The organism is Variovorax sp. GW821-FHT06D12 (assembly GCF_059419205.1).
This window is the reverse complement of sequence record NZ_JBWKRI010000009.1, coordinates 218,005-242,901: the sequence shown is the minus strand read 5'-3', so window position 1 is coordinate 242,901 and position 24,897 is coordinate 218,005. Positions and strand designations below refer to the sequence as shown.

The window sequence follows — 24,897 nt, the reverse complement described above, 5'->3', positions numbered from 1 at the left end:
GACGCACGCTGCGCGCCGCGAACGAAGATTTGCGCGCTTGCATATCCGCAGGCCGGATAAACCGCGCCGGCTTTTGTAGGATGCGCCCATGACCCTGCACATCGGAATCGTCGGCTGCTCCGCCGAAGGCGCGGCGCTTTGCTACAAGACCATCTGCATCGAGGGCGCGGCGCTGCTCGGCCCGCATGCGCACCCCGAGGTGTCGATGCACACGCCCTCGCTCGCGGAGTACACGCGCTGCCTGGACGCGGGCGACCTGGCGGGCGTGGGCGAGCTGATGCTCGGCTCCGCGCACAAGCTCGCCGCGGCGGGCGCGGACTTCCTGATCTGTCCCGACAACACGATCCACCAGGCCTTCGACCACGTGGCGCCGCATTCGCCGCGGCCCTGGCTGCACATCGCCGAGGTGGTGGCCGACGAGGCCGTGCGCCGGGGCTTTCGCCGCATCGGCATCACGGGCACGCGCTGGCTGACCGACAGCGAGGTGTATCCCGAGAAGCTCTCGGCGCGCGGCCTTGAATACGTGCGCCCCACCGTCGAAGAGCGCGCCGAGATCGGCCGGATCATCATGGACGAGCTGGTCTGCGGCATCTTCAAGCCCGAGGCCGTGGCCACCTTCCAGCGCGTGATGCAGCGCCTGAAGGACGAGGAGGGCTGCGACGCGGTCGTGCTCGGCTGCACCGAGATCCCGCTGATCATGAGCGATGCGAATTCGCCGTTGCCGACGCTGGATTCGACGCGGCTGCTGGCGCGTGCGGCCTTGCGCCGCGCCACGCAGAAGTAAAACTAGGCCAGGAAGTCTTCGATCAGTTGCGCCACGCGCTGCGGCTGGTCGTGGTGCAGCATGTGGCCCGCGTCGTCGAGTTGCTCGATGCGCACCGAGGGCACGGACTTGAGCCGCTCGTGGAACTCGGCGAGCGTGTAGCGGGCCTTCCACCAGCCGTGCAGGCTGTCGTCCGAGGCCTCGACCATCAGCGTCGGCGCGGTGATGCGCGCATAGAGCGCGAGCGTCTCGTCGACGCGGAAGATGTTGGCGTTGACGATCTTGTGCGCGGCCTCGCCGAGGATCTGCCAGCGCGTGCTGCCGTCGGCCTGGGCCTGCGGCGCCGACCAGTGGCCGGCCAGCCAGTCGGCCTTGTCCTGTGTGAGGCGCGGGTTGGTCTTCATGAGGCGGCGCGCCACGCCGTCCACCGCCGAATAGCCCGCGAGCGCCTTCTCGCCGCGGTGCAGGCCCTTGAGCTCGTCGATCCACTGGCCGTAGCGCGCGGGCGCCTCGGCGGGCTGGCGCGCGGGCATGCCGAAGCCCTCGAGGTTGACGAGGCGGCGGATGCGCGCCGGGCGCACGCCCGCGTAGTGCATGGCGACGTTGCCGCCCATGCTGTGGCCCACGAGGTCGACCGGGCGGGCATCGTCACCTTCGCCGGCGTAGTGGTCGAGCAGCCATTCGAGGTCGGCCAGGTAGTCGGGCAGCCAGTAGTTGTCGACGCCGCCGCCGTCGGTGAGGCCGAAGCCGCGCCAGTCGGGGGCGACGATGAAGCGGTCGTCCTGCAGCGCATCGACCACGAACTGCCAGGAGGCCGCCACGTCCATCCAGCCATGCACCAGCACCAGCGGCGGGCGCTCGCTCGACGGTTGCCCCCAGAGGCGGACGTGGTAGTTCAGGTTGCGCACGGGCACGAATTCGCTGCGCGAGGGGCGGAGGGCTTGGTACATATGGCGCTCGATGATACGGAGAGGCCGCGCCGCGCGCAGTCCGCCACAGGACAGGGCGGCGCTCGGTTTCTCGGGGCCGGGGCAGCGCCTGCCGCGCGGGCGCGCTAGCATTCCGCGCATGAAAAAGATTCCACTCGGTCAGAGCGACCTCCACGTCACCCCGATCTGCCTCGGCACCATGACTTTCGGCGAGCAGGTCGACGAGCCCACCGCCCACGCCGTCCTGAACCGTTCGCTCGAGCGCGGCGTCGACTTCATCGACACGGCCGAGATGTACGCGGTGCCGGCAAGCAAGGAAACCTGCGGCGCGACCGAAACCATCATCGGGAACTGGTTTGCGGCCAACCCCGGCACGCGCCAGAAGATCACGCTGGCCACCAAGGTGGCCGGCCCCTCGCGCGGCATGCCCTGGGTGCGCGAAGGCACGGGCATGACGGCGGCCGACATCGAGGCCTCGTGCCACGGCAGCCTGCGCCGCCTGCAGACCGACGTGATTGACCTGTACCAGATCCACTGGCCCGAGCGCCACGTGCCGGTGTTCGGCAACATCCACTACAACCCCGAGAAGGAAACCTCGCAGACGCCGATCCACGACCAGCTCGAAGCGCTGGGCAAGCTGGTGAAGGCGGGCAAGGTGCGCACCATCGGCCTGTCGAACGAGACGCCCTACGGCGTGCACGAGTTCGTGCGGCTGGCCGAGCAGCATGGGCTGCCGCGCGTGGTGTCGGTGCAGAACGTCTACAACCTCGTGAGCCGCGCGCACGAGAACGCGCTCGACGAGACCATGCACCGGCTCGGCGTGTCGCTGCTGGCGTACTCGCCGCTGGCCTTCGGCCTGCTGACGGGCAAATACGACCAGAGCGGCATCGAGGGCCCCGACGCGCCCAAGGGTGCACGCATCTCGAGCTACGAGTCGGTGCGCAAGCAGCGCTGGGGCAAGCCCGACGCGCTGCGCGCGGCGCGGCGCTACAACCAGCTCGCGCGCGACCACGGCCTGAGCCCGACGCAGCTCGCGCTGGCCTTCTGCTACACCAAGTGGCAGGTGGCGAGCACGATCATCGGCGTGACCTCGGTGGCGCAGCTCGACGAAGACCTGGACGCCTACGGCACCACGCTGTCGGCCGAGGTGCTGGCCGAGATCGACAAGATCCGCCTGGACATCCGTGACCCCGCCGCCTGACCTGAGCAAGTGAGCAAGAAAGCCCACGTTTCCGAGACGCCCGCCACCCAGCTGCTGCGGGCGAACAAGGTCGCCTTCACCGAGCACCCCTACGAGTACCTGGAGCACGGCGGCGCCCAGCACAGCGCGCAGGTGCTGGGCTTCGACCCGTTCACCGTGGTCAAGACGCTGGTGATGCAGGACCAGGACGCCAGGCCGCTGATCGTGCTGATGCACGGCAACCGCACGGTGTCGACCAAGAACCTCGCGCGGCAGATCGGCGCCAAGTCGGTCGAGCCCTGCAAGCCCGAGGTGGCGCAGCGCCACAGCGGCTACCTGGTGGGCGGCACCTCGCCCTTCGGCACGCGGCGCGAGATGCCCGTCTACATCGAGTCGAGCGTGCTCGAACTGCCGAAGATCGCGATCAACGGCGGGCGGCGCGGCTACCTCGTGGGCATCGATCCGCAGGTGTGCCTGACGCTCCTGGGCGCCAAGCCCGTGCAGTGCGCGCTGGCAGAATAGCCGGCGTTTGCTTTTTCCCGCCGGGCATGCAGGCCGGCGGCGCACAACAACAATCCGTTCCCCGGAGACCGCCTTGAGTTTCGATCTGCCTTCCCTCCTTGCCATCGTGGCGTCGTACCTGATCGGTTCGCTGTCGTTTGCGGTCATCGTGAGCAAGTCGCTCGGCATGGCCGACCCGCGCAGCTACGGCAGCGGCAACCCTGGCGCCACCAACGTGCTGCGCTCGGGCAACAAGGGCGCCGCGCTGGCCACCTTGCTGCTCGACGCGGCGAAGGGCTGGCTGCCGGTGTTCCTGATCCGCCAGTTCGGCGCGCAGTGGGGGCTGGGCGAGGGCGTGGCGGCGCTGGCGGGCCTGGCGGCCTTCCTGGGCCACCTGTACCCGGTGTTCTTCGGTTTCCAGGGCGGCAAGGGCGTGGCCACGGCCGCCGGCGTGCTGGTGGGCATCGCGCCCTGGCTGGGGCTGGCCACGGGCGCGACCTGGCTGATCATCGCGATCTTCTTCCGCTACTCGTCGCTGTCGTCGCTGGTGGCGGCGTTCTTCGCGCCGGCCTACTACCTGCTGGGTGGAAACATTGCGTGGCCACTCGACCGCACGGTGCTGATTGCGATCATCATCATGAGTCTGCTGCTGATCTGGCGGCACCGCGAAAACATCCGCCGGCTCGCGGCCGGCACGGAGTCGAAACTCGGCTCGAAGAAAAAGGCTTGAACTCACCATGGCATCCATCACCCGCTTCCACGTCGGCCCGCGTCTGTCCGAGACCGCGGTGCACAACGGCACCATCTACCTCGCGGGCCAGGTGCCCGACGACACCACGCAGGACATCCGCGGCCAGACCGCCCAGGTGCTCGGCATGGTCGACCGCCTGCTGGCCGAGGCCGGCAGCGACAAGTCGCGCATCCTCATGACGCAGATCTTCCTGGCCGACATCGGCGACATCGGCGCCATGAACGAGGTGTGGGATGCGTGGATTCCGGCCGGCAACACGCCGCCGCGCGCGACCGTGGAGGCCAAGATGGCCAACGCGGCCTACAAGATCGAGATCGTGGTCACGGCCGCACAGGCCTGAGACCGGGGCGGGAGCGGTCTCAGTACCGCTTCTCGAGAATCATCTCGTCGGCGTCGCGCCGCATCGAGAAGCGATTGAGAAAGCTGTTGCCCAGCAGCACGTACGGCATGGGCTGCTGCGAGACGATGGCGTCGATGTCGTAGACCTCGACGTCGCCCACGCGCACGCTCTGCAGCCGCAGCCTGTAGCCTGGGGCGTTGCCGTTGGCGGTGCGAATCTGCACCGGCTGCCCCTTGCTGTAGTCGAGCCCGATGCGCTGGGCATCGACCGCCGACAGCGCGATGGTGGTCGCGCCGGTGTCGAGCATGAAGGTGACGGCGCGGCCGTTGATCTGGCCCTGCGTCATGTAGTGGCCCCGGCTGTCGGCCTGCAACACGATGCGGTTGCCGCCGCTGCCGGCAATGCCGCCCCGGCCGATGCTCACGGGCGAATCCATGCGCAGCGAGAAGCGCTTGCCCGCCGATTCGACGACCGCCTGGTCGGCCTGCAGCGACACCAGCTTGACGCCCTGGAAGGTCTCCCCGACCGCCACCGTCTTGGGCGGCGCGCCGTTCACGATGAGGATCGCGCGGCTGCCGATGGAGCCGGTCAGCGTGACCGAGTCGGCGGCGTGCGCCGCCATGGCCGCGGCCGCCCACAGCGCCGCGACGAGGAGCGCCTTCATGCGCGGGTCAGTCGCGGAAGTTGTTGAAGGACAGCGGCATGTCGGGCACGTCCTTCTTGATGAGGGCCATGGCGGCCTGCAGGTCGTCGCGCTTGGCGCCGGTGATGCGCACGGCGTCGCCCTGGATCGCGGCCTGCACCTTGAGCTTGCTGTCCTTGACGATGCGGGTGATCTTCTTGGCCTGCTCGCTCTCGATGCCGTTCTTGATCTTGATGACCTGCTTGACCTTGTCGCCGCCCATTTTCTGGACGTCGCCCTTGTCGAGAAAGCGCACGTCGACGTTGCGCTTGGTGAGCTTGTTGCGAAGGATGTCCTCGACCTGCACGAGCTGGAACTCGGCATCGCCGATCATGGTGATCTCCTTGTCCTTGAGCTCGACGGCGGCGGCGGTGCCCTTGAAATCGAAGCGCGTGCCGATTTCCTTGGCGGTGTTTTCGACCGCATTCTTCACTTCGGGCAGATTGGGCTCGCAGACGGTATCGAAAGACGGCATAGGCTCTCCTGGACGCACGGGGACTGAATGCGACAATTCTCCCATGATCGTGGAGTCCAATGTCCCGCTGCAGCCCTACAACAGCTTCGGCATCGTCGCGCGCGCGCAGCACCTGGCGCGCATCACCAGCGAGGCCGACCTGGCCGCGCTGCACGCCGACCCCGCCTGGCGCGACGAACCCCGTTTCGTGCTCGGCGGCGGCAGCAACATCGTGCTCACGGGCGACGTCAAGCCGCTGGTGCTGAAGGTCGAGATCAAGGGCCGCCGGCTGGTCGAAGAGACGCCGCGGGCCTGGGTCGTCGAGGCCGGCGCCGGCGAAACCTGGCACGACACCGTCGAATGGATGGTGCGCAGCGGCTACCCGGGGCTGGAAAACCTGGCGCTCATTCCCGGCACGGTGGGCGGCGCGCCGGTGCAGAACATCGGCGCCTACGGCGTCGAGCTGCAGGACCGCTTCGACTCGCTCGACGCCTTCGACCTCGAAACCGGCCGCGCCTTCACGCTCGATGCGGCGCAGTGCGCCTTCGGCTACCGCGACTCGGTCTTCAAGCACGTGCGCAGCGGCCCGAACGATTTCGGCCTGGCGGGGCGGGCGGTCATCACACGGGTGCGTTTCCGGCTGCCCAAGCCCTGGAAGCCGGTGGTCGGCTACCTCGACCTTGAGCGCAAGATGGAAGAAACCGGCAATTTCACACCGAGCGCGGTCGGCATCTTCGAATGGATCTGCGCCATCCGCCGCGCCAAGCTGCCCGACTGGCGCGTGCTGGGCAACGCCGGCAGCTTCTTCAAGAACCCGACGGTCACGCCCGAGCAGTGCGCCGACATCATCGCGCGCGACCCCAAGATCGTGCACTACCCGATGGACGACGGCAGCATCAAGCTCGCGGCCGGCTGGCTCATCGACGCCTGCGGCTGGAAGGGCAAGTCGGTGGGCAACGCCGGCGTGTACGAAAAGCAGGCGCTGGTGCTGGTCAACCGCGGCGGCTCGGCCAACCCGGTGACCGGCGGCGAGGTGATGACGCTGGCCAAGGCGATCCAGACCAGCGTGTACGAGCGCTTCGGCATCCGGCTGGAGCCGGAGCCGGTGGTGGTCTGACGCGGTGGATCTCGACTTCCTGCACCTGAACTACCGCCGGCGCATCGCCGTGCTGGGCTGGGCGCAGCTTGCCGTCATCGTGGCGGGCATCGCCTCGGTGTTCCTGGTGCGGGCGGGCTGGTGGGGGTCGGTGCTGCTGATCCTCGCGGCCTTCTCCTTCGCGGTGCTCCTGAGCCAGATCGAACTCAGCCTGCGCCGCCAGTTCATCCGCGAGGCCCGGCTGCCGCCGTTCCTGATCGGCAAGCTCCGTGCGGCGCACCCGCAACTGAGCCGACGCGACGCCGAGCTGGTGCTGCGCGGGCTGCGGCAGTTCTTCATGGCGTACCTGCGCAGCAACCTCAAGTTCGTCGCCATGCCCTCGCGGGTGGTCGACACGGCCTGGCACGAGTTCATCCTGCACACGCAGGGCTACCAGACCTGGTGCCAGGCGGCCTTCGGGCGCCTGCTGCACCACAGCCCGGCCGAGGTACTGGGCCAGGACGCGCGGCGCAACGACGGCCTGCGCCGCACCTGGTACTGGGCCTGCAAGGAAGAAAGCATCGACCCGCGTAATCCGGCGCGGCTGCCGCTGCTGTTTGCGCTGGACATCAAGTTCGCGATTGCGGGCGGCTTCCACTACATCCCCGATTGCCGGGCGATCGAGCGCGCAACGGGCACCGACGCGCACTGCGGCTCGAGCTTCGGCGATTCGTCGTCCGACGGCGGCAGCTCGGGCGATGCCGGGGGCTTCGGTGGCAGCGAGTCGAGCGGGAGCGGCGATGGCGGCTCCAGCGACGGCGGTGGTGCGTCCGATGGCGGTGGTGGATGCGGCGGCGGGTGCGGAGGCGGCGGCGACTGACGCCGGGTGCACCTTCCAAAGAAAAACGGGCCCCGAGGGGCCCGTTGTCATTGCTGCCCTTGCGGTTGGCAAGGGCAGCGAAGGGATCGATCAGCTCGCGTCGCCGTCGTTCGCCAGCTTCGGCAGCGAGGCGCCTTCGCCCGACGACAGCAGGCCGACCTGCGTGTAGATGGCGAGCTTTTCGCGCGTGTCGACGATGTCCAGATTGCGCATCGTGAGCTGGCCGATGCGGTCCAGCGGCGTGAACGCGCCTTCGACCTTTTCCATGCTCAGGCGCTCGGGCTTGTACGTGAGGTTGGCCGATTCGGTGTTCAGGATCGAGTAGTCGTTGCCGCGGCGCAGCTCGACCGTCACTTCGCCGGTGATGGCGCGTGCCACCCAGCGCTGGGCCGTCTCGCGCAGCATGATGGCTTGCGGGTCGAACCAGCGGCCCTGGTACAGCAGGCGGCCCAGGCGGCGGCCGTTGTCGCGGTACTGCTCGATGGTGTCTTCGTTGTGGATGCCGGTGACCAGGCGCTCGTAGGCGATGAACAGCAGCGCCAGGCCGGGAGCCTCGTAGATGCCGCGGCTCTTGGCCTCGATGATGCGGTTCTCGATCTGGTCGCTCATGCCCAGGCCGTGACGACCGCCGATGCGGTTGGCTTCGAGGATCAGCTCGACCAGGTTCGTGTAGCGCACGCCGTTCAGCGCGACGGGCACGCCTTCCTCGAAGCGCACCGAGACGGTTTCGCGCTTGACTTCGACTTCGTCCTTCCAGAAGGCCACGCCCATGATGGGCTGCACGATCTGCATGCCGCTGTTCAGGTGCTCGAGGTCTTTGGCCTCGTGCGTGGCGCCCAGCATGTTCGAGTCGGTCGAGTAGGCCTTCTCGGACGACATCTTGTAGGCGAAGCCGGCCTTTTGCATGAACGCCGACATTTCGGCGCGGCCGCCCAGTTCGTCGATGAAGACCTGGTCGAGCCAGGGCTTGTAGATCTTCAGCGCGGGGTTGGTGAGCAGGCCGTAGCGGTAGAAGCGCTCGATGTCGTTGCCCTTGTAGGTGCTGCCGTCGCCCCAGATGTGGACGTCGTCTTCCTTCATGGCCGACACCAGCATGGTGCCCGTCACCGCGCGGCCCAGCGGCGTGGTGTTGAAGTAGGTCACGCCGGCGGTGGTCACGTGGAACGCGCCGGCCTGCAGGGCGGCGATGCCTTCGTTGGCCAGCTGCGCGCGGCAGTCGATCAGGCGGGCGTTCTCGGCGCCGTAGAGCATCGCCTTGCGCGGGATCTCGTCGTAGTCGGGCTCGTCGGGCTGGCCGAGGTTGGCGGTGTAGGCGTAGGGGACCGCGCCCTTGAGCTTCATCCAGTGCAGCGCCGCGCTGGTGTCCAGGCCGCCCGAGAAGGCGATGCCGACCTTCTGGCCGGCGGGAACGTTTTGGAGAATGGTCGACATGTCAGGGGTTCCGTTTCAACCGAAGTGGCAGATGTAGCTGTAGGGCTCGCCAGTCACGCGGATCTGGAAGCTCGAGTTGCCCGGGATGCTGAACTTCTGGCCGGGGCCCGAGGCGATCCATTCGCTGGTGCCCGCGAGCTGGTATTCGCAGCTGCCGCCGGTGCCTTCCATGATTTCAGGCGCGCCGGTGTTGAAGGTGAGGGTGGAGGGCAGGACCACGCCGACCGATTTCTTGGTGCCGTCCGCCAGGGTGAGGTTGTGGCTCACGCACTTGCCGTCGAAATACACATTGGCCTTGGTGGCCACTGCGGCGCTGTTGATGGTGTCGGTAGTCGTCGTCATTGGATGGATGGCGCCGGCGCCTGCGCGTTCGGCGGATCGAGGGACGCGCCGCGGCAGCAGCACCCCCGGGGTTGGAGAAGCCCTCGATTTTAGGGGCTCGGGCGAGCCGGCCCGCCGTGGGGGAACTCAGTAGCGCCAGCCGTGGCGATGGCCGCCCCATCCGCGGTAGCCACGGTAGTAGCCGCCACCGCCCCAGCCGCGCGAATAGCCCAGGTTCAGCGAGATGCCGACCGGCGGGTAGACGTAGGGCTGCGCATACGGGTAGGTGTAGGCGGGCTGTACGTAGACGGGCGGGGCGTACACCGCGGCCGGCTGCGTGTAGACCGGCGCCGGCGCGTTGGACACCACCACGCCGGGTTCGGGCACGACGCTGTCCCACGGGGAGTTGGCGCCTTGCTGGTACGGGTACTGCCCCTGCTGCGGGTACTGTTCCGGGTACTGCGGGCCGTTGTTGGCCTCGACCGGGTAGGGCTGCAATTGCGACTGGGGCTGGACCGGCGCGGTGGTCACACCGTAGGCGCTGGCCTGGATCGGGATGGTGGCGCCCGGCCGGCTGGTGGTGCGGGTCGTGTACTGGCGGCCCTGGTATTCGTAGGTGACGTTGTAGCTGACGTCGCTGCCGGTCGTTTCGCGGATCGGCGTGGCGGAAATCACGCGCGCCTGGACCACTTGCTGGGCCTGCACGACGCTGGCGCCCGTGGCCAGCAGGCCGGCCGCCGAAAGCCCTGTGAGGATGCGAAAAACGTGTCTGTTCATGGTGTTCTCTCCTGCAGATCGCGGTTGGAGGCCGGCCGGCGGGACGGGGTTCCGGGGTTTACACGGCGTTCACAGCCCAGCGATCGGCATCGAAACCAGTCGTTACGCCCGTCTTCGGGCCCCAGTCGACCACCGGCCGCTTGATCAGGCTGGGGTTGGCCAGCAGCACGGGGCGGGCCGAGGCGGCGTCGACCACCGCGTCGCGGGTGGCCTCGTCCAGCTTGCGCCAGGTGGTGCCCTTGCGGTTCACCAGCGCCTCCCAGCCGGGGGCCTGGAGCCAGCGGTCGAGTTCGGCTTCGGGCACGCCCTGTTTCTTGAAATCGTGGAAGGCGTAGGCCACGCCATGGTCGTCGAGCCAGGCGCGGGCGCGCTTGACGGTGTCGCAGTTCGGAATGCCGTATAGGGTTGTCATGGCCGCCATGATGCCGCGAGCGGCGGGTCGGCGACAATGCCGGCCTCCATGGAAACCCTGAACGACTGGCTCGCGCGCGCCGAGCACCTTCATCCCGACAAGATCGAACTCGGGCTCGATCGCGCCAAAGAAATGGCGCAGCGTCTGGGCCTGCGTTTCGACTGCCCCGTCATCACGGTGGCGGGCACCAATGGCAAGGGCTCGACCTGCGCCATGCTCGAATCGATCCTGACGCACGCGGGCTACCGCACGGCCGTGTTCACCTCGCCGCACCTGGTGCGCTTCGAGGAGCGGCTGCGGCTCAAGGGCGAGGCGGTCGATGCTTCCAAACTGATAGCAAGCTTCGAGGTGGTGGAAAAGGCCCGTGGCGACATGGCCCTGACCTACTTCGAGTTCACCACGCTCGGCATCCTGCATTGCATGATCCAGGAGAAGCCCGACGTGGCGATCCTCGAGGTCGGACTGGGCGGCCGGCTCGACGCAGTGAACATCATCGACGCCGACTGCGCGGTCATCACCAGCATCGACCTGGACCACATGGAATACCTCGGCCCCGACCGCGAAAGCATCGGCTTCGAGAAGGCCGGCATCCTGCGCGCCGGCAAGCCCGCCATCGTGAGCGATCCGGTGCCGCCGCAAAGCGTCATCGACCACGCCAACGCCATCGGCGCCGACCTGTGGCGCTTCGGGCACGACTTCAATGTCTCGGGCGACAAGCAGCAGTGGGGCTGGTCGGGCCGGGGGCGGCGCTACAGCGGGCTGGCCTATCCGGCGTTGCGCGGCGCCAACCAGCTGCTCAACGCGGCGGGCGTGCTCGCGGCGCTCGAGGCGCTGCGCCCGCAGCTGCCGATCACGGCGCAGGCGGTGCGCAACGGGCTCGCGATGGTCGAGCTGCCGGGCCGCTTCCAGATCGTGCCGGGCGAGCCCACGCTGGTGCTCGACGTGGCGCACAACGCCCACGCCGTGGCGGCGCTGGCCGAGAACCTTGACGCGATGGGTTTTTCGCCCACCACGCACGGCGTGTTCGGCGTCATGGCCGACAAGGACCTCGCGCCCATCCTGGCGCGCATCGGGCCGCTGATCGACCGCTGGTACTTCACCGACCTGCCCACGCCGCGCGCCGCCAAGGCCGCCGATCTGCTGGCCGCGTGGCAGGCCCAGAACACGCGCGCCGACGCCTCGGGCAGCGTGCATGCGAGCCCGATGGACGCCCTGCGCGCGGCCATCGAGCAGGCAGGTGCCACTGATAGAATCGTGGTCTTCGGATCGTTCTTCACCGTGGGTGGCGTCCTCGAAAACGGCACCCCCCGGCTGCAAGCCAAACACCTGCTGCCAGGCGGCTGATCGTCGGGCTGTCCACACCCATCCGGCACCATCGGGCACCACCTCGCTGCACTCCTCCAGGGATCGAACTTCATGGCGTTTTTCAAGTTCCGCGCGCGCGGCCCACAAGGCAACGAAGGACGCAGCGCCCCCGCGGCGGTGCCGGCGGAAAGTGTCGAATCCATGCGCCGGCGTGCGCGCCATCGGCTGCTCGGCGCGGCGGTGCTGGTGCTGGTCGGCGTGATCGGCTTTCCGCTGCTGTTCGATACCCAGCCGCGCCCCGTGCCGGTCGACATCCCGATCGAGATTCCCGACCGCAACAAGGCCAAGCCGCTGCCCGTGCCCGCCACGCCGGCACCCGCGACGAGCAGCGCGCCGTCGTCGTCGTCCGATGGCAGCTCCCGCGTGGCGGCAGCCTCGTCGGCCGGCGGCATGATCACTGAGACCGCCGACGGCACCGTGATCGAGCCCGGCACGACCGTGCCCGCCACCCCGCCGGCGCCCAAGCCCGCCGTGGAGCCGAAGAAGCCCGAGCCCAAGCCGGAACCCAAACCCGAGCCGAAGCCCGAACCCAAACCGGAGCCCAAGCCGGAGCCGAAAAAGCCTGAACCGAAGCCCGAGCCCAAGCCGAAGCCGGAACCCGCCAAGCCCGCCGCAAATGCCGACGACGGCGCCCGCGCCCGCGCGCTGCTCGAAGGCAAGCCGCCCGCCGCCGCGCCCAAGCCGGCCGCCGACGACAACGGCCGCTTCGTCGTGCAGGTCGGTGCTTTCGCCGATGCCGACAAGGCGCGCGAAGTGCGCCAGAAGCTCGAGCGCGCCGGCCTCAAGACCTACGTACACGTCGCCAAGACGACCGACGGCGAACGCACGCGTGTGCGCGTCGGGCCGTTCGCCTCGCGTGCCGAGGCCGAGAAGGCCGCGGACCGGGTCAAGGGCTTGTCTTTGGCCGCAGCCATCCTCACGTTGTAAGCACCGCCGTCGCCCGCTGCCTGTAGTTCATTGCCGTGGCCCTGCTCGACTGGATCGCCATCGCGCTCATCGTGCTGTCGATGCTGTTCGGGCTGGTGCGCGGCCTGGTGTTCGAAGTGATTTCGCTGATCGGCTGGGTGGCCGCCTTCATCGTGGCCCAGTGGGTGGCCTCCGACGTGGCGGCTTGGCTGCCGTTCGGCGACCCGCAGGCCACCTGGCGTTATCCGCTGGCCTTCGTGCTGGTGTTCGTGGCGGTGGCGTTCGGCGTGGGGCTGGCGGCAGCCCTCACGCGCAAGCTGATCGCCGCGGTCGGCCTGCGGCCGGTGGACCGGATTTTGGGAGCAGCGTTCGGCGCGGCACGGGGGGCGGTGGCCCTGCTCGTGCTGGCGGTCGTTGTTCATTTGCTGGCGTTGAGCGACAGTGCCTGGTGGCACGAATCGCGCAGCGCCATTGTTCTCGATGCGGCATTGCAGGGCCTCAAACCCTCGCTGCCTGAAAAGTTGGCAAGCTACCTGCCCTGAGAGGAATCGTTCATGTGTGGAATCGTCGGCGTTGTCAGCAACGCACCCGTCAACCAGCTGCTCTATGACGCGCTGCTGCTGCTGCAGCACCGCGGCCAGGACGCGGCCGGCATCGTGACCTTGCTGGAACGCAAGTTCTTCATGCACAAGGCCAAGGGCATGGTGCGCGACGTGTTCCGCACCCGCAACATGCGCGCGCTGCCGGGCAACGTGGGCCTGGGCCAGGTGCGCTACCCGACCGCGGGCAACGCCTACAGCGAGGAAGAGGCGCAGCCCTTCTACGTGAACGCGCCCTTCGGCATCGTGCTCGTGCACAACGGCAACCTGACCAACGCGCACGCCCTGCGCGCGGAGCTGTTCTCCACCGACCACCGCCATACCAACACCGAGAGCGACTCCGAAGTGCTGCTCAACGTGCTGGCCCACGAAGTCGAGCGCTCTTCGCGCGGCGTGCCGCTGCACCCGGCCGAGGTGTTCGCCGCCGTCAAGAACGTCTACAAGCGCCTGCGCGGCTCCTACGCCGTGGTCTCGCTGATCGCCGGCCACGGCCTGCTGGCCTTCCGCGACCCCTACGGCATCCGTCCGCTGTGCATGGGCCGCAGTGCCGACGGCACCGTCATGGTGGCCAGCGAATCGGTCGCGCTCGAAGGCTCGGGCCACGTGTTCGAACGCAACATCGAACCGGGCGAGGCCGTGTTCATCGACCTCGAAGGCAACGTGCACTCGATGCAGTGCGCCGAAGGCGCGTCGCTCAACCCGTGCATCTTCGAGTTCGTGTACCTCGCGCGTCCCGACTCGGTGCTCGACGGCATCTCGGTGTATCAGGCACGCCTGAACCTGGGCGAAACGCTGGCCAAGCGCGTGGTCTCGACCGTGCCGCCGAACCAGATCGACGTGATCATCCCGATTCCCGAATCGAGCCGCCCGAGCGCCACGCAACTCGCGCACCTGCTGGGTATTCCGTACCGCGAAGGCTTCGTGAAGAACCGCTACGTGGGCCGCACCTTCATCATGCCGGGGCAGGGCGTTCGCAAGAAGTCGGTGCGCCAGAAGCTCAACGTGATCGGCAGCGAGTTCAAGGGCCGCAACGTGCTGCTGGTCGACGACTCCATCGTGCGCGGCACCACCAGCCGCGAGATCGTGCAGATGGCGCGCGACGCCGGCGCGCGCAAGGTCTACCTGGCCAGCGCCGCACCGCCGGTGCGCTACCCGAACGTCTACGGCATCGACATGCCGACCAAGGACGAACTCGTGGCGCACGACCGCACCGTCGAGGAAATCCGCGAACTCATCGGCTGCGACGCGCTGATCTACCAGGACGTCGACGCCATGAAGCGCGCCATCGGTTCGCTCAATCCGAAGCTCGCCGGTTTCGACGCCTCGTGCTTCGACGGCGTGTACGTGACCGGCGACATCGACACCGCCGCCATCTCGCGCATGAACGGCAACCGTCCGCGCATCGAGGAAAACGAAGAAGACGCTTCGCGCCTCGCCCTGCCGAACCCCAGCGAGTAAGAGAAAGAAGAGAGGGCCGACGTGAGCCAAGACGAACGCACCTTGCCGCCCGGCCTGCACCGCGACACCCTCGCGCTGCGCACCGGCCTGGCGCCCAGCCAGCACGGCGAGCACTCGGAGGCCCTGTTCCTCACGAGCGGCTTCGTGCAGCCCGACGCCGAGACCTCGGCACGCCGCTTCGCCGGCACCGAGGCCGGCTTCACCTACTCGCGAACGTCGAACCCGACGGTCGCCAGCTTCGAGCAGCGCCTGGCCGCGCTCGAAGGCACCGAGGCCGCGATCGGCGCCTCGACCGGCATGGGCGCGATCCTCATGATGTGCATGGGCCTGCTCAAGGCCGGTGACCACGTGATCTGCTCGCGCTCGGTGTTCGGCTCCACGCTGAACCTGTTCGGCAAGGAGTTCGCCAAGTTCGGCGTCGAGACCACCTTTGTCTCGCAGACCGACGTGGCCGAATGGCGCGCGGCGCTCAAGCCCAACACCAAGCTGCTCTTCGCAGAAACGCCGACCAACCCGCTGACGGAAGTCTGCGACATCCAGGCATTGGCCGACCTGGCCCACGGCGTGGGCGCGCTGCTCGCGGTCGACAACTGCTTCTGCACGCCGATCCTGCAGCGGCCGGCTGAGCTGGGCGCTGACCTCATCATCCATTCGGGCACCAAGTACCTCGACGGCCAGGGCCGCGTGATGGCTGGCGCGATCTGCGGTCCGTCGAAGCTCATCGTCGATGTCTTCGGCCCCGTGGTGCGCACCGCCGGCATGGCGCTGTCGCCATTCAATGCGTGGGTCGTGCTCAAGGGCATGGAAACACTCGGCATTCGCATGAAGGCGCAATGCGCGAATGCGCTGGCCGTGGCGCAGTGGCTCGAGCAGCAGCCCGGCATTGCGCGCGTGTACTACCCCGGTCTTGCCTCGCATGGACAGCACGAACTCGCGATGCGCCAGCAGTCGGGGCAGGGCGGGGCGGTGGTGTCGTTCGACGTGGTCGGCGACACACCCGAAGCCGCGCGCGCCAACGCCTTCCACGTGATCAACAGCACGCGCGTGGTGAGCATCGCCACCAACCTGGGCGACACCAAGACCATCATCACGCACCCCGGCACGACCTCGCACGGCCGCCTCACCGAAGTGCAGCGCCAGGCCGCCGGCATCAGCCAGGGGTTGATCCGCCTCGCGGTCGGCCTCGAATACATCGACGACATCACGGCCGACCTTTCGCGCGGCCTGAGCACCCTGACTTCCTGATTTTTCATTTCATGACCGGCAAAGTTCGCACCCGCATCGCACCGTCTCCCACCGGCTTCCTGCACCTGGGCACGGCGCGCACCGCACTCTATTCGTGGGCCTATGCGCGCCACCACGGCGGTGAGTTCGTGCTGCGCATCGAGGACACCGACGTGGCCCGTTCCACGCAGGACTCGACCGACCAGATCCTCGCGTCGATGCACTGGCTCGGCCTCGACTACGACGAAGGCCCGATCTACCAGATGCAGCGCCTCGAGCGCTACCGCGAAGTCATCGCACAGATGCTCGCGGCCGGCACCGCCTACCACTGCTACTGCACGCCGGCCGAGCTCGACGAGATGCGCGAAGCCCAACGCGCGCGCGGCGAGAAGACGCTGTACGACCGCCGCTGGCGCCCGGCGCCCGGCAAGGTGCTGCCGCCCGTGCCCGAAGGCGTGCCGCCCGTGGTGCGCTTTTGCAATCCGCCCGAAGGCGATGTGACGTGGAACGACCTCGTCAAGGGCGAGATCACCATCAACAACCGCGAGATCGACGACCTGATCATCCTGCGGCCCGACGGTGTGCCCACCTACAACTTCGCGGTGGTGGTCGACGACTGGGACATGGCCATCACGCACGTGTTCCGCGGCGACGAGCACATCAACAACACGCCGTGGCAGATCAACATCTTCCGCGCGCTCGGCGCACCGCTGCCACAGTTCGGCCATGTGCCCGTGATCCTCGGCGACGACGGGCAGAAGCTGTCGAAGCGCCGCGGCGCGGTGAGCGTCACCGCCTACGAGGACAACGGCTACCTGCCCGAAGCCATGCTCAACTACCTCGCGCGCCTGGGTTGGAGCCACGGCGACGACGAGCTTTTCACGCGCGAGCAGATGGTGAGCTGGTTCGACGGATCGCACCTGTCGAAGAGCCCCGCGCAGTGGGACGCGGCCAAGCTCGCGTGGGTGAATGCGCAGTACATCAAGGCCAAGAGCGGCGACGAGCTCGCGCCGCTTGTTGCAGCGCAGTTGCAAAAGCGCGGCATCGTCGCCGACGAGCGTCTGCCTGCGATCTGTGCGCTCTTCAAGGACCGTTGCGACACCACGGTGGCGCTCGCAGGTTGGGCTGCAGCGTTCTATTCGGACATCGAAGTGAGCGATGCGGACCGCGCGCAGCACATCACCGATGCAGTGAAGCCCGCGATCGCAACACTCGTTGAAAAATTGATGACGGTCGCCTGGGAGAGGGCCGAAATCGCAGTTATGATCAAGGAAGTCCTCGCGACACACGCGCTGAAAATGCCCGTGTTAGCGATGCCAGTACGAGTGCTTGTGATGGGAACATCGCAGACACCGTCCCTCGATTCAGTGCTCGAAATTTTTTCCCGCGAAAAAGTTATCGAGCGATTGAAAAAGGCCTGAAAAATCGGGCTATAATTCGAGGCTCGACACCCACACGGGGGTATAGCTCAGCTGGGAGAGCGCTTGCATGGCATGCAAGAGGTCATCGGTTCGATCCCGTTTACCTCCACCATCAAAGTGTCGAGTAGGTTAGAGATGCTGATCGCAGCACGTCCAAGGTTTTGACCCTATCGTCTAGAGGCCTAGGACACCACCCTTTCACGGTGGCTACCGGGGTTCGAATCCCCGTAGGGTCGCCAGTTTCACTTCGGTGAAGTCGGCACGAGTCGTCAACACTCGGTTTCGCAAGGAACGAACGTTGTCTACCAGGAGTGGTAGTTCAGTTGGTTAGAATACCGGCCTGTCACGCCGGGGGTCGCGGGTTCGAGTCCCGTCCACTCCGCCAAACACAAGCCCCAGTAGCAGTTCTGCTACTGGGGCTTTTTGTTTTGCTCCGGGGCTTGGGCGCGGATGGGCACTTGTTCCTGGGATTCCGGCTAACCCACCTCGACCAGCTGGCAGCGTGACATTTGGGAACGTTCTTCACCGTGGCGATGTACGCGACGCCGCCAGGCCAGGCGTTGGTGATGCATCAGGGCAGTTTCTCGCCCTCCAGGAGATGAAATGATTTTTCCCCGGTCCACTCTCAAGCTCGGTGTCGCAGGTCTCGTGGCTGCCGCCGCCGTTTTCACCGCCGCATCGGCCAGTGCGGCCACCAGCTGGTCCATTGGCGTCAACCTGCCTGGCGTGGTCGTGAGCGAGCCGGCACCGGTCTATTACGAGCCGGCGCCTGTCTACTCTAGGCCAGCCCCGACCTACTACCAGCCCGCACAGCCGGTCTACTCCGCCCCTGCACCTGTCTACTACGAGCCTGAATCCCGTTGGGAAGAACGTCGCGCGCAACGCTGGGAGGAACGCCGCGCAGAGCGCCGCGAATGGCGCCGCCGGCAATGGGAGCGCGAGCAGCACCGCCGCTACTACGAGGATCGCGACTGACATCGGGAACGTCGATCCCTGCGAATCTGCCGGGCCTGGCATCAGTGATCTGCTGCCAGGCCCGGCTCGCATGCACGCGCGGTTGACCTGAGCGCAGCACGTTTCCCGAGCGCAGCCACGCGCTCCCGGCGGTTGCCTGCGCGCCCTGCGCATCCGCAGGGCCGACAGGACTTTCACCGAGCCATCAACACGTGAAGTCCGGGCATACTCGCGCGCCCTCCAGATTTCCAACAACAACGCCTAGAAGAACTTCATGTCAGGACACGGCTTTCACGTGCATGGTCCGCACGATCACGAACTCGAACATGCCGCCTCCGGCGGCCACGGCCACGGCCATGACGGTGCCGCCTCTTCAGGCAAGGGCATGAGCACGACGGGAAAGATCGCCGTGAGCACCGCCGCCATTGCGACGGCGGGCGCGATCTTCGCGTACATGGGCGGGGCCACGCAGGCCAACGCCGGCCTTTACAAGAACAACGCGGCCATCAAGAAGACCGAGGCTTCGAACCAGTGGAATTACTTCCAGTCGAAGAGCACCAAGCAGGCGCTGGCGGAGTTCGCACGCGACACGGCCACCGACGACGGCCGTCGCCAGGGCTGGCAGGTGAAGGTCACCCGCTATGAGCAGGAGAAGACCGAGATCCAGGCCGCCGCCAAGAAGCTGGAGGACGAGGCCAGCCGCTGGGACGCGCAGTCCGAGACGCAGATGCACCAGCACCACCGCTGGGCGCAGGCCACCACCGTGCTGCAGGTCTCCATCGCGCTGGCGGCCATTGCGCTGCTCACCCGGAAGAAATGGCTGGAGCGCGCCATGTACGGCGTGGCCGTCGCGGGCGTCGCGATCGGCGCGCTGGCCGCGCTGCACATCTAGGACTGGGCGGGGCGGTTCACCAGCGCGTGAATCCCGCGCAAGTCCAACCGCTCCAGCAGGTCGGCAAGCAGAGCCATGAAAGGCGCGTAGGCGGCTTCGTCGGCGTGGCGTGCGATCCAGTGCTCGATGTCCGTGACGCGGCCCTCAAGCGCCAGGCTGGCGAGTTCGTCCAGGGCGCGATCCTCCGGCATGGCATGTCGGGGCATCGCGGGCGTCGGTGATGCTTCGCCAGGCGCTGTCTCTCGCTGCGCGACGACGGGCCAGTCCGCGTCGGAGGTATCGACCGGTACCGATAGCGTGAAGGAGAACGTCGCGCCCTGGCCGGCCACGCTGGCCACGCTCAGCGTTCCGCCCATGGCCGAGACGATGCGCTGCGCGATGAACAGGCCCAGTCCCGTGCTGCCGCTCGCGGGGTGCATCTGCTGGAAGGCGCCGAAGATGTCGATGTTGCGGCTCATGTCGATGCCGATCCCGGTGTCACTGACAGCGAAGCTCAAGACACAGGCGCGCCCCTCGGGCCGGGCCGTGACCGACAAGGTCACCACGCCGTCGCGCGTGAACTTGGCGGCGTTGGACAGCAGGTTCAGCAGCACCTGCTGCATGCGCTTTCCGTCCAGGCCGATCTCTCGGGGCATTCGCTCGGAAGGGCGGTAGCGAAAGCGGTTGTTCCGCTGCGCGCACAGGGCGACGGCGTAATCGGAAATGTCGTCCAGCAGGCGCGGCAGGTCGGTGGTGACGGGGCGGACCGTCAGCGGTTGCAGTTCTGCCTTGGCGTACTCCAGCAGTTCGTCGATCAGGTGGAGCTGGTACTTGACGCTGCGCTGGATGGTGAGCAGATGCTTGCGCTGCGTGTCGTGCGCATCGGCGAGCAGGAGAGACGCGTACCCGCCGATCGTCGCAAGCGGTGCGCGCAAATCGTGGCCGATGTAGCCCAGGATCTCGACTTTCTGATGGGCCTTGGCCTCGATGTGGGCGAGGGCCGCGCGCAGATCGGCATGCAAGGCGGCGGCGTGCATGTTGCCGAACGCGAGCGCGTAACCGATGTGGGTCAACTTCAAGCCGAAGGCCAGCAGGGTCTGGAAATTGCCCGACGCCAGAAAATCCTGTGGCACGGGAAAGAAGGGCGTGCCGACCAGACGTGCACCATGAACCAGCAACGCCAACAAGGCGACGACGACCACTTCGGGGTTGCTGTTTCCCCCGCGCCCACGACCCATCGTGCACAGTGCCTGAAGGGTCATCAGGGCGATCACGGACTGGGCCGCGCCGTACACGTAGACACGCGCCGAGGTGTCGTACGTGACATAGGAGAAGCAGGCCAGCAAGGCCACTTCCACGGCCAGTACCCCAGCCATCCAGGGCAGCCACGCGCGGCGCCGATCGAAGAACAGGCAGATGCCCACGTAGAACAGGACCGAACTCAGTGTCGTGAGGAAATTCCCGAGGAGGATGGAGAAGAAGTCGGGGATCCTGTCCCGCAGGATGAGCAGCAAAGCGCCGATCCCGAAGAAAAGGAAACCGACGCCCCAGACCAGCAGATAGCGCGCGCGTCCCTTCGCCCACAGCGCCAGCATGCCGGCGGCAAGGACAAACTCCGCCAGCGCCGTGAAGAACGCAGCAGTTCCCAGATTCAGGTTCATTTGGACTTCGATCGACGCTTGGCGATGCGCGTCGCTCCGAGGGGAGTCCGATTCTGCGGAGGATCTCGTCAGCCGCCTTTGCCTGGCGGTGCGCCGGTTTTGATCGGGCGCCCTGTCCGGTCATTGACCGGTTCGCGCCTTCCCAGGTTGCGCGAGTTCAAGCGCAGCGCTACCCCAGCAGCAGGACCCGCGTGCCGTCGGAAGCCACCATCACGCCCGGCGAGGCCGCATCGATCTCGATGCGGATGCCCATGTGCAAGGCCGGGTCCAGGGGGCGCTGGCGGCCCGCGTTGAAGAGCGCCACGTCGCGCAGGTAGGTGTCGTGCTGCGCAAGGTTCAGCACGAACTTCTCTGGATAGGCGCCGGTCGCGCTCAGGTGGTCCGAGAATTTCTCGGTCATCGTGAAGAAGAGGAACAGCGGGTTGTCGGCCATGCCGCAAATCTAGCCGCGCCGGCCGAAATCCGGCTACCGGGTTTGTGGGAGGGGAGAAGGCGCCCGGCCGCAGCCCTCAGGCCATCCCATAGCGCAGCAGCCAGTTCCAGATCACCGCCGAGCCGTTCGACATCGCCAGCGCCGCCTTCGCATAGCCCATGAGGTCGGCCAGCCGCACCTCGGCGCGGATCACGACGTCGTGGCGCTGCAGGTCTTCTTCCTTCACGTCCGCGCGGCGCCGGTCGAGCTCGTCGCGCAGCACGGTGGCGTAGGCGCGGGGGCTCTTCAGGCGCAGGAACATGATCGGCTCCACCACCGCGTCGAGCGCGGGATCGACGAAGGTGTGGATCTCGGGTTCGCGCGAGACGACCTGGTCGCCGTGCGCGTCCCGGATCAGCTGCTGGGCTTCTTCGAGCGCGGCCTCGTTCGCCGCGTAGATCCGGCCGCCGCGTCCTTCGCAGATGAACACGTACTGGTCGGGGCGCGAGAGCCAGTCGACCGGCCCGCGCTGGGCGAAGACGGCCAGCCCTTCGGCGCCGGGCAGCAGCGACTGGCGCAGCGGGTACTTGGTGAGGGGGTCTTCAGCGAACATCTTGCAGCTTCCTCGAAATGACGAGCGACGGGGTGTCGGCGCGGCGGTCCGCGGGCACGACCAGCACGTCGCCCGTGGCCCAGCACAGCACGCGCTGCGCCACGCTGCCGAACAGGAAGTCGGCCAGCGGATGGGCGCGGCGCTTGCCGACCACCAGCAGCTCGGCACGCGCGTGCTGCTGCTGCACCGTGGCCTGCCGCGCCGGGTCGCCGCGGCCGATGGCCGAGAGCACGCGGTTGCGCCGCGCGCTGGAGGAGTCGGTGAGCGAGAACAGCCGCTCGCGCGCCTGCCGCATGCTGTCGTGGCGGTAGGTCTTGATGGCGTGTTCGGACACTTCGGCGTAGCGCAGCTTGCTCTCGTGCATCGTGTTGAGCGCGTGGAACAGCTCCAGCGCGGCGTCGGGGTCCAGTCCGTGGGCCAGGCTCACGAGCTCGCGCGAGGCGGGCGTGAAGTCGACGGCCACCAGGATGCGGCTGTAGCGCAGGCGCGTGTCGAGCCGCGTCACGAGCACCGGGCAGCGCAGCTGCCGCAACAGGCGCTCCACGGGTTGGCCGGTGAAGAAGGCGGCGGGCGAGCGGTCGCGTTCGTGGCTCAGCACCACAAGGTCGACGTAGCGCGCCTCGTCCACGATCTGCGCGAGACCGCCGCCCGGCCCCGCGACCTGCTTGACCAGCACATCGAAGCGCGAGGCCATGGCGCGGGCCAGTCCCGCGAGGGCGGGGGCCGCTTCGGCGTGCGCAAGCGGCGCCAGGTCCGCGGGCGCGTACACGAGCTTCAGCAGCGCGCCGTGCTCGGCCGCGAGCAGGGCGGCGCGTTCGACCGCGCGGTTGCCGCGCGCCGTCAGGTCGGTGACGGTGAGGATGGATTGAAAGGACGGCGTGCTGGATGCGACGCCGCCTCCGGGAAGGGCGTGCTCCCGCTGAACCTGATGATGATGCATGACGCACTCCAGTCGAACGCGACCCCGGATGACGGGGGCGCAGCCGCGCGGGGCAGGTGCCCGGCGGTCGATGGTTTGCGCTGAAAAGAGAGAGGGGAAAGAGGCAGACCGCCGGGCTCAGGAATGTGCGGGCGTCTGCTGGGCCGCCGCTGTCATCCGCGCCCACGCAGGCGTGCAACCGCCGGGGCGGGACGTCAAGGTGTGGAGGAAGGGCTGGGCGTTCATGGCGGGGAGTCTAGGCCGGATGCGGCCGAATCCGTTCAGTACCCGCACAACCTTTGCCAGATTGAAGCCGCGCGGTGCAGGGCGTGCGCGGTTGGGCTTCCCATTTTTCCTTTTCATTTGTCATGCGCAGGAGGGGACGTGTTTCCGTGTCTGTCCCCGTCTTCCTGGAGGTTCACGCATGAGATCCCACTGTCTAGCGCCCGGCCGGGCCGCAGAGATAGCCCATGAGCGCATCGACGATCGAGGCCTCGAGCGCGGCCGGCTCGAACTGCGCGGGCGGTTCGATGACGGCCGCATGCACCAGCGTCTCCATGATCTGCAGCACCACCCAGGTGGCGAGGTCGAGGTTGCGCGGCGCGAGCTCGGGGCGGTGCTCGTCCAGCAGCTGGCGCACGCGCCGGAAGATGTCGTGGTCGGCCGCACTCTCTTCGCGCGGCGCATCGAAGAAGGGAAATTCCTTTTCGAGCACGCGATGCAGCGCCGGATAGAGCGCATGCGCCGCGAGCAGCGCGCGCACCATGGCCTGCACGCGCCCGCGCAGGCTGCGCGCACGCGAGGCGGCCAGCACCTCGTCGATCACCGCGTACATCTGACCCGCGTGCCGCTCGTGCAGCGCGGTGATCAGCGAGTCCTTGTTCGGGAAGTACTGGTAGAGCGAACCCACGCTCACGCCGGCGCGTTCGGCCACCACGTTGGTGTTGGTGCCGGCATAGCCGCGTTCTCCCAGAACGCGAGCCGTGGCTTCCAGAATGACCTCGACCATCTGCTGGGAGCGCGCCTGGCGCGGCGCCTTTCTTGGCTGGGGAAGGGATTTCATCGGGCGTTCCGAATGCGAGTTTTCAATGCGAGTGATGGCTCGTATTCTAAGAAGAACCGAGCAAATACTCGCATTCAAGAGTTCGCAACATCCGAATCGATACACACACCATGACAGCCAATGCCTCCGAGGCCCACGCGCCGCGTGCGTTGCCTTCCGCCTTCCCGCTCCTGCAGCCGATCGCTGCGGTCCCACCCGAGCGGGGCACGCGGCTGGAAGCCCATGTCCTCCAGTGCCGCCTCGTGACGCCGCACATGCGCCGCATCACCCTCGGCGGCCCGGACGTCGCCGCCTTCTTGCGCCACGCGGCGGCCGACCAACCCGGCGCCTGGGTGAAGGTGTTCGTGCCCGGCGGCGAAGGGCGCGCCTACACCCTTCGGCGCATCGACCGCGTCGCCGCCACGCTCGAGCTGGACTTCGTGCTGCACGGCGACAGCGGCCACGAAGGCCCCGCTTCGGCCTGGGCGGCACGGGCGCAGCCGGGCGAACGCATCGGCTTCGCCGGGCCGCGCGACGGCGGTTTCGCGCTCCCGGACGACGCGCGCTGGGTGATGCTGGCGGGCGACGCGACCGCGCTGCCCGCGATCCAGTCGATTGCCGCGAGCCTCGGGCCGGAGATCCGCCTCAAGACCTATGTCGAAGTGCCCACGGCGGCCGATGTGCAGGAGATCCGCAGCCAGGCCGTGTTGCGCACCTGCTGGCTCACCGGCGATCCGGCCGAGCCGGGGCTGGCGCTTCAACAACAGCTGATGCACCGGCCGCAGCCGGCGGGGCCCGGTTACATCTGGCTGGCGGGCGAGTCGGGCGTGGTGCGCACGTTGCGCGCCCATTTCCTGAACGACCAGGGTCTGGCACGCACGCGCCTGACCGCCAAGGGCTACTGGAAGCACGGCGAAGCCGATCACCGCGACCGGGCCTGAGCCCGACGCGCCGGG

28 protein-coding genes and 3 tRNA genes are annotated in these 24,897 nt (G+C 67.6%); 19 read left to right on the top strand and 12 right to left on the bottom strand.

Annotated elements, in window-relative coordinates:
• Nucleotides 1–88: 88 nt before the first annotated feature.
• Complete coding sequence (locus AC07SQ_RS26120) at nucleotides 89–784, top strand: aspartate/glutamate racemase family protein (RefSeq protein ID WP_495271794.1); 696 nt, start codon at nucleotides 89–91, stop codon at nucleotides 782–784.
• Between the two features lie 2 nt (nucleotides 785–786).
• Here AC07SQ_RS26120 and AC07SQ_RS26115 read toward each other — a convergent pair whose 3' ends face one another.
• On the bottom strand, nucleotides 787–1,713 hold the full coding sequence (locus AC07SQ_RS26115) for an alpha/beta fold hydrolase (RefSeq protein WP_495271793.1): 927 nt from the start codon (nucleotides 1,711–1,713) through the stop codon (nucleotides 787–789).
• A gap of 118 nt (nucleotides 1,714–1,831) precedes the next feature.
• On the opposite strand from AC07SQ_RS26115, the gene AC07SQ_RS26110 reads away from it, so the two are divergent.
• The 4 genes from AC07SQ_RS26110 (at nucleotide 1,832) to AC07SQ_RS26095 (ending at nucleotide 4,464) form a co-directional block, all read left to right on the top strand.
• Nucleotides 1,832–2,893: an aldo/keto reductase gene (locus AC07SQ_RS26110; RefSeq protein WP_062469984.1), complete on the top strand. Its 1,062-nt coding sequence runs from the start codon at nucleotides 1,832–1,834 to the stop codon at nucleotides 2,891–2,893.
• A gap of 9 nt (nucleotides 2,894–2,902) precedes the next feature.
• The gene (locus AC07SQ_RS26105) at nucleotides 2,903–3,394 is read left to right on the top strand and encodes an aminoacyl-tRNA deacylase (RefSeq protein ID WP_495271792.1); all 492 of its coding nucleotides are present in this window, start codon (nucleotides 2,903–2,905) and stop codon (nucleotides 3,392–3,394) included.
• Between the two features lie 73 nt (nucleotides 3,395–3,467).
• Nucleotides 3,468–4,103, top strand: a complete 636-nt coding sequence (gene plsY, locus AC07SQ_RS26100) for a glycerol-3-phosphate 1-O-acyltransferase PlsY (RefSeq protein WP_062469978.1) — start codon at nucleotides 3,468–3,470, stop codon at nucleotides 4,101–4,103.
• 7 nt (nucleotides 4,104–4,110) lie between these two features.
• The gene (locus AC07SQ_RS26095) at nucleotides 4,111–4,464 is read left to right on the top strand and encodes a RidA family protein (protein WP_070062404.1); all 354 of its coding nucleotides are present in this window, start codon (nucleotides 4,111–4,113) and stop codon (nucleotides 4,462–4,464) included.
• 19 nt (nucleotides 4,465–4,483) lie between these two features.
• Here AC07SQ_RS26095 and AC07SQ_RS26090 read toward each other — a convergent pair whose 3' ends face one another.
• Nucleotides 4,484–5,128: a retropepsin-like aspartic protease family protein gene (locus AC07SQ_RS26090; RefSeq protein ID WP_495271791.1), complete on the bottom strand. Its 645-nt coding sequence runs from the start codon at nucleotides 5,126–5,128 to the stop codon at nucleotides 4,484–4,486.
• Nucleotides 5,129–5,135: 7 nt separating this feature from the next.
• A complete protein-coding gene (locus tag AC07SQ_RS26085; protein WP_095746332.1) occupies nucleotides 5,136–5,621 on the bottom strand; it encodes a YajQ family cyclic di-GMP-binding protein in 486 nt (161 codons plus the stop codon).
• 43 nt (nucleotides 5,622–5,664) lie between these two features.
• On the opposite strand from AC07SQ_RS26085, the gene murB reads away from it, so the two are divergent.
• Together murB and AC07SQ_RS26075 are read left to right on the top strand one after the other, a co-directional pair.
• Entirely contained in the window at nucleotides 5,665–6,717 is a 1,053-nt protein-coding gene (gene murB, locus AC07SQ_RS26080; RefSeq protein ID WP_495271790.1) for a UDP-N-acetylmuramate dehydrogenase, read from the top strand.
• A 4-nt stretch (nucleotides 6,718–6,721) separates the two neighbouring features.
• Complete coding sequence (locus tag AC07SQ_RS26075) at nucleotides 6,722–7,555, top strand: glycine-rich domain-containing protein (protein WP_495271789.1); 834 nt, start codon at nucleotides 6,722–6,724, stop codon at nucleotides 7,553–7,555.
• Nucleotides 7,556–7,645: 90 nt separating this feature from the next.
• Here the strand turns inward: AC07SQ_RS26075 and argG are convergent, their stop codons facing one another.
• From argG to AC07SQ_RS26055, 4 genes are all read right to left on the bottom strand, one after another.
• Nucleotides 7,646–8,986 (bottom strand): argininosuccinate synthase, encoded by a 1,341-nt coding sequence (gene argG, locus AC07SQ_RS26070; RefSeq protein ID WP_062469963.1) that lies wholly within the window; start codon nucleotides 8,984–8,986, stop codon nucleotides 7,646–7,648.
• Nucleotides 8,987–9,001: 15 nt separating this feature from the next.
• The gene (ppnP, locus tag AC07SQ_RS26065; RefSeq protein ID WP_095950849.1) at nucleotides 9,002–9,328 is read right to left on the bottom strand and encodes a pyrimidine/purine nucleoside phosphorylase; all 327 of its coding nucleotides are present in this window, start codon (nucleotides 9,326–9,328) and stop codon (nucleotides 9,002–9,004) included.
• 126 nt (nucleotides 9,329–9,454) lie between these two features.
• On the bottom strand, nucleotides 9,455–10,084 hold the full coding sequence (locus AC07SQ_RS26060) for a hypothetical protein (protein ID WP_495271788.1): 630 nt from the start codon (nucleotides 10,082–10,084) through the stop codon (nucleotides 9,455–9,457).
• A 58-nt stretch (nucleotides 10,085–10,142) separates the two neighbouring features.
• Nucleotides 10,143–10,496 (bottom strand): ArsC family reductase, encoded by a 354-nt coding sequence (locus AC07SQ_RS26055; RefSeq protein ID WP_495271787.1) that lies wholly within the window; start codon nucleotides 10,494–10,496, stop codon nucleotides 10,143–10,145.
• Nucleotides 10,497–10,532: 36 nt separating this feature from the next.
• Here AC07SQ_RS26055 and folC point away from each other — a divergent pair, with 36 nt between their 5' ends.
• The 11 genes from folC (at nucleotide 10,533) to AC07SQ_RS26000 (ending at nucleotide 19,315) form a co-directional block, all read left to right on the top strand.
• Nucleotides 10,533–11,840: a bifunctional tetrahydrofolate synthase/dihydrofolate synthase gene (gene folC / locus AC07SQ_RS26050; RefSeq protein ID WP_492728125.1), complete on the top strand. Its 1,308-nt coding sequence runs from the start codon at nucleotides 10,533–10,535 to the stop codon at nucleotides 11,838–11,840.
• 72 nt (nucleotides 11,841–11,912) lie between these two features.
• On the top strand, nucleotides 11,913–12,788 hold the full coding sequence (locus AC07SQ_RS26045) for an SPOR domain-containing protein (RefSeq protein ID WP_495271786.1): 876 nt from the start codon (nucleotides 11,913–11,915) through the stop codon (nucleotides 12,786–12,788).
• A gap of 35 nt (nucleotides 12,789–12,823) precedes the next feature.
• Nucleotides 12,824–13,309, top strand: a complete 486-nt coding sequence (locus AC07SQ_RS26040; protein WP_070062414.1) for a CvpA family protein — start codon at nucleotides 12,824–12,826, stop codon at nucleotides 13,307–13,309.
• Nucleotides 13,310–13,321: 12 nt separating this feature from the next.
• Entirely contained in the window at nucleotides 13,322–14,824 is a 1,503-nt protein-coding gene (gene purF, locus AC07SQ_RS26035) for an amidophosphoribosyltransferase (protein ID WP_070062415.1), read from the top strand.
• Between the two features lie 21 nt (nucleotides 14,825–14,845).
• Nucleotides 14,846–16,069, top strand: a complete 1,224-nt coding sequence (locus AC07SQ_RS26030; protein WP_495271785.1) for an O-succinylhomoserine sulfhydrylase — start codon at nucleotides 14,846–14,848, stop codon at nucleotides 16,067–16,069.
• Nucleotides 16,070–16,080: 11 nt separating this feature from the next.
• Nucleotides 16,081–17,469: a glutamate--tRNA ligase gene (gene gltX / locus AC07SQ_RS26025; protein ID WP_495271784.1), complete on the top strand. Its 1,389-nt coding sequence runs from the start codon at nucleotides 16,081–16,083 to the stop codon at nucleotides 17,467–17,469.
• Nucleotides 17,470–17,505: 36 nt separating this feature from the next.
• Nucleotides 17,506–17,581 (top strand) — tRNA-Ala (locus AC07SQ_RS26020).
• A gap of 51 nt (nucleotides 17,582–17,632) precedes the next feature.
• Nucleotides 17,633–17,708, top strand: a tRNA-Glu gene (locus tag AC07SQ_RS26015).
• A gap of 69 nt (nucleotides 17,709–17,777) precedes the next feature.
• Nucleotides 17,778–17,854 (top strand) — tRNA-Asp (locus tag AC07SQ_RS26010).
• 218 nt (nucleotides 17,855–18,072) lie between these two features.
• Nucleotides 18,073–18,444 (top strand): hypothetical protein, encoded by a 372-nt coding sequence (locus AC07SQ_RS26005; protein ID WP_159275861.1) that lies wholly within the window; start codon nucleotides 18,073–18,075, stop codon nucleotides 18,442–18,444.
• 253 nt (nucleotides 18,445–18,697) lie between these two features.
• A complete protein-coding gene (locus AC07SQ_RS26000) occupies nucleotides 18,698–19,315 on the top strand; it encodes a DUF4337 domain-containing protein (protein WP_062469943.1) in 618 nt (205 codons plus the stop codon).
• On the opposite strand, the gene AC07SQ_RS25995 is transcribed toward AC07SQ_RS26000, so the two are convergent.
• From AC07SQ_RS25995 to AC07SQ_RS25975, 5 genes are all read right to left on the bottom strand, one after another.
• The gene (locus AC07SQ_RS25995; protein ID WP_495271783.1) at nucleotides 19,312–20,955 is read right to left on the bottom strand and encodes an ATP-binding protein; all 1,644 of its coding nucleotides are present in this window, start codon (nucleotides 20,953–20,955) and stop codon (nucleotides 19,312–19,314) included. The genes AC07SQ_RS26000 and AC07SQ_RS25995 overlap by 4 nt on opposite strands.
• A 169-nt stretch (nucleotides 20,956–21,124) precedes the next feature.
• The gene (locus tag AC07SQ_RS25990) at nucleotides 21,125–21,388 is read right to left on the bottom strand and encodes a hypothetical protein (protein ID WP_492728115.1); all 264 of its coding nucleotides are present in this window, start codon (nucleotides 21,386–21,388) and stop codon (nucleotides 21,125–21,127) included.
• Between the two features lie 76 nt (nucleotides 21,389–21,464).
• Nucleotides 21,465–21,980, bottom strand: a complete 516-nt coding sequence (locus tag AC07SQ_RS25985) for a hypothetical protein (RefSeq protein ID WP_354343854.1) — start codon at nucleotides 21,978–21,980, stop codon at nucleotides 21,465–21,467.
• Nucleotides 21,970–22,920 carry a universal stress protein gene (locus AC07SQ_RS25980; protein ID WP_495271782.1) on the bottom strand — a complete coding sequence of 317 codons (951 nt, stop codon included), beginning with the start codon at nucleotides 22,918–22,920 and terminating at the stop codon, nucleotides 21,970–21,972. The genes AC07SQ_RS25985 and AC07SQ_RS25980 overlap by 11 nt, the downstream gene beginning before the upstream one ends.
• Nucleotides 22,921–23,338: 418 nt before the next feature.
• A complete protein-coding gene (locus AC07SQ_RS25975) occupies nucleotides 23,339–23,962 on the bottom strand; it encodes a TetR/AcrR family transcriptional regulator (RefSeq protein WP_062469927.1) in 624 nt (207 codons plus the stop codon).
• Between the two features lie 110 nt (nucleotides 23,963–24,072).
• Here AC07SQ_RS25975 and AC07SQ_RS25970 point away from each other — a divergent pair, with 110 nt between their 5' ends.
• Nucleotides 24,073–24,882, top strand: coding sequence for a siderophore-interacting protein (locus AC07SQ_RS25970; protein WP_369646202.1), 810 nt, complete (start codon nucleotides 24,073–24,075; stop codon nucleotides 24,880–24,882).
• Nucleotides 24,883–24,897 lie beyond the last annotated feature (15 nt).

Excerpts from the sequence above, each read along its gene's own strand:
- AC07SQ_RS26120 (WP_495271794.1), top strand. The coding sequence starts at position 89 with ATGACCCTGCACATCGGAATCGTCGGCTGCTCCGCCGAAGGCGCGGCG.
- AC07SQ_RS26115 (WP_495271793.1), bottom strand. The coding sequence starts at position 1,713 with ATGTACCAAGCCCTCCGCCCCTCGCGCAGCGAATTCGTGCCCGTGCGC.
- AC07SQ_RS26110 (WP_062469984.1), top strand. The coding sequence starts at position 1,832 with ATGAAAAAGATTCCACTCGGTCAGAGCGACCTCCACGTCACCCCGATC.
- AC07SQ_RS26095 (WP_070062404.1), top strand. The coding sequence starts at position 4,111 with ATGGCATCCATCACCCGCTTCCACGTCGGCCCGCGTCTGTCCGAGACC.
- AC07SQ_RS26090 (WP_495271791.1), bottom strand. The coding sequence starts at position 5,128 with ATGAAGGCGCTCCTCGTCGCGGCGCTGTGGGCGGCCGCGGCCATGGCG.
- AC07SQ_RS26085 (WP_095746332.1), bottom strand. The coding sequence starts at position 5,621 with ATGCCGTCTTTCGATACCGTCTGCGAGCCCAATCTGCCCGAAGTGAAG.
- murB (WP_495271790.1), top strand. The coding sequence starts at position 5,665 with ATGATCGTGGAGTCCAATGTCCCGCTGCAGCCCTACAACAGCTTCGGC.
- argG (WP_062469963.1), bottom strand. The coding sequence starts at position 8,986 with ATGTCGACCATTCTCCAAAACGTTCCCGCCGGCCAGAAGGTCGGCATC.
- ppnP (WP_095950849.1), bottom strand. The coding sequence starts at position 9,328 with ATGACGACGACTACCGACACCATCAACAGCGCCGCAGTGGCCACCAAG.
- AC07SQ_RS26060 (WP_495271788.1), bottom strand. The coding sequence starts at position 10,084 with ATGAACAGACACGTTTTTCGCATCCTCACAGGGCTTTCGGCGGCCGGC.
- AC07SQ_RS26055 (WP_495271787.1), bottom strand. The coding sequence starts at position 10,496 with ATGACAACCCTATACGGCATTCCGAACTGCGACACCGTCAAGCGCGCC.
- folC (WP_492728125.1), top strand. The coding sequence starts at position 10,533 with ATGCCGGCCTCCATGGAAACCCTGAACGACTGGCTCGCGCGCGCCGAG.
- AC07SQ_RS26045 (WP_495271786.1), top strand. The coding sequence starts at position 11,913 with ATGGCGTTTTTCAAGTTCCGCGCGCGCGGCCCACAAGGCAACGAAGGA.
- purF (WP_070062415.1), top strand. The coding sequence starts at position 13,322 with ATGTGTGGAATCGTCGGCGTTGTCAGCAACGCACCCGTCAACCAGCTG.
- gltX (WP_495271784.1), top strand. The coding sequence starts at position 16,081 with ATGACCGGCAAAGTTCGCACCCGCATCGCACCGTCTCCCACCGGCTTC.
- AC07SQ_RS26005 (WP_159275861.1), top strand. The coding sequence starts at position 18,073 with ATGATTTTTCCCCGGTCCACTCTCAAGCTCGGTGTCGCAGGTCTCGTG.
- AC07SQ_RS26000 (WP_062469943.1), top strand. The coding sequence starts at position 18,698 with ATGTCAGGACACGGCTTTCACGTGCATGGTCCGCACGATCACGAACTC.
- AC07SQ_RS25995 (WP_495271783.1), bottom strand. The coding sequence starts at position 20,955 with ATGAACCTGAATCTGGGAACTGCTGCGTTCTTCACGGCGCTGGCGGAG.
- AC07SQ_RS25990 (WP_492728115.1), bottom strand. The coding sequence starts at position 21,388 with ATGGCCGACAACCCGCTGTTCCTCTTCTTCACGATGACCGAGAAATTC.
- AC07SQ_RS25985 (WP_354343854.1), bottom strand. The coding sequence starts at position 21,980 with ATGTTCGCTGAAGACCCCCTCACCAAGTACCCGCTGCGCCAGTCGCTG.
- AC07SQ_RS25980 (WP_495271782.1), bottom strand. The coding sequence starts at position 22,920 with ATGCATCATCATCAGGTTCAGCGGGAGCACGCCCTTCCCGGAGGCGGC.
- AC07SQ_RS25975 (WP_062469927.1), bottom strand. The coding sequence starts at position 23,962 with ATGAAATCCCTTCCCCAGCCAAGAAAGGCGCCGCGCCAGGCGCGCTCC.
- AC07SQ_RS25970 (WP_369646202.1), top strand. The coding sequence starts at position 24,073 with ATGACAGCCAATGCCTCCGAGGCCCACGCGCCGCGTGCGTTGCCTTCC.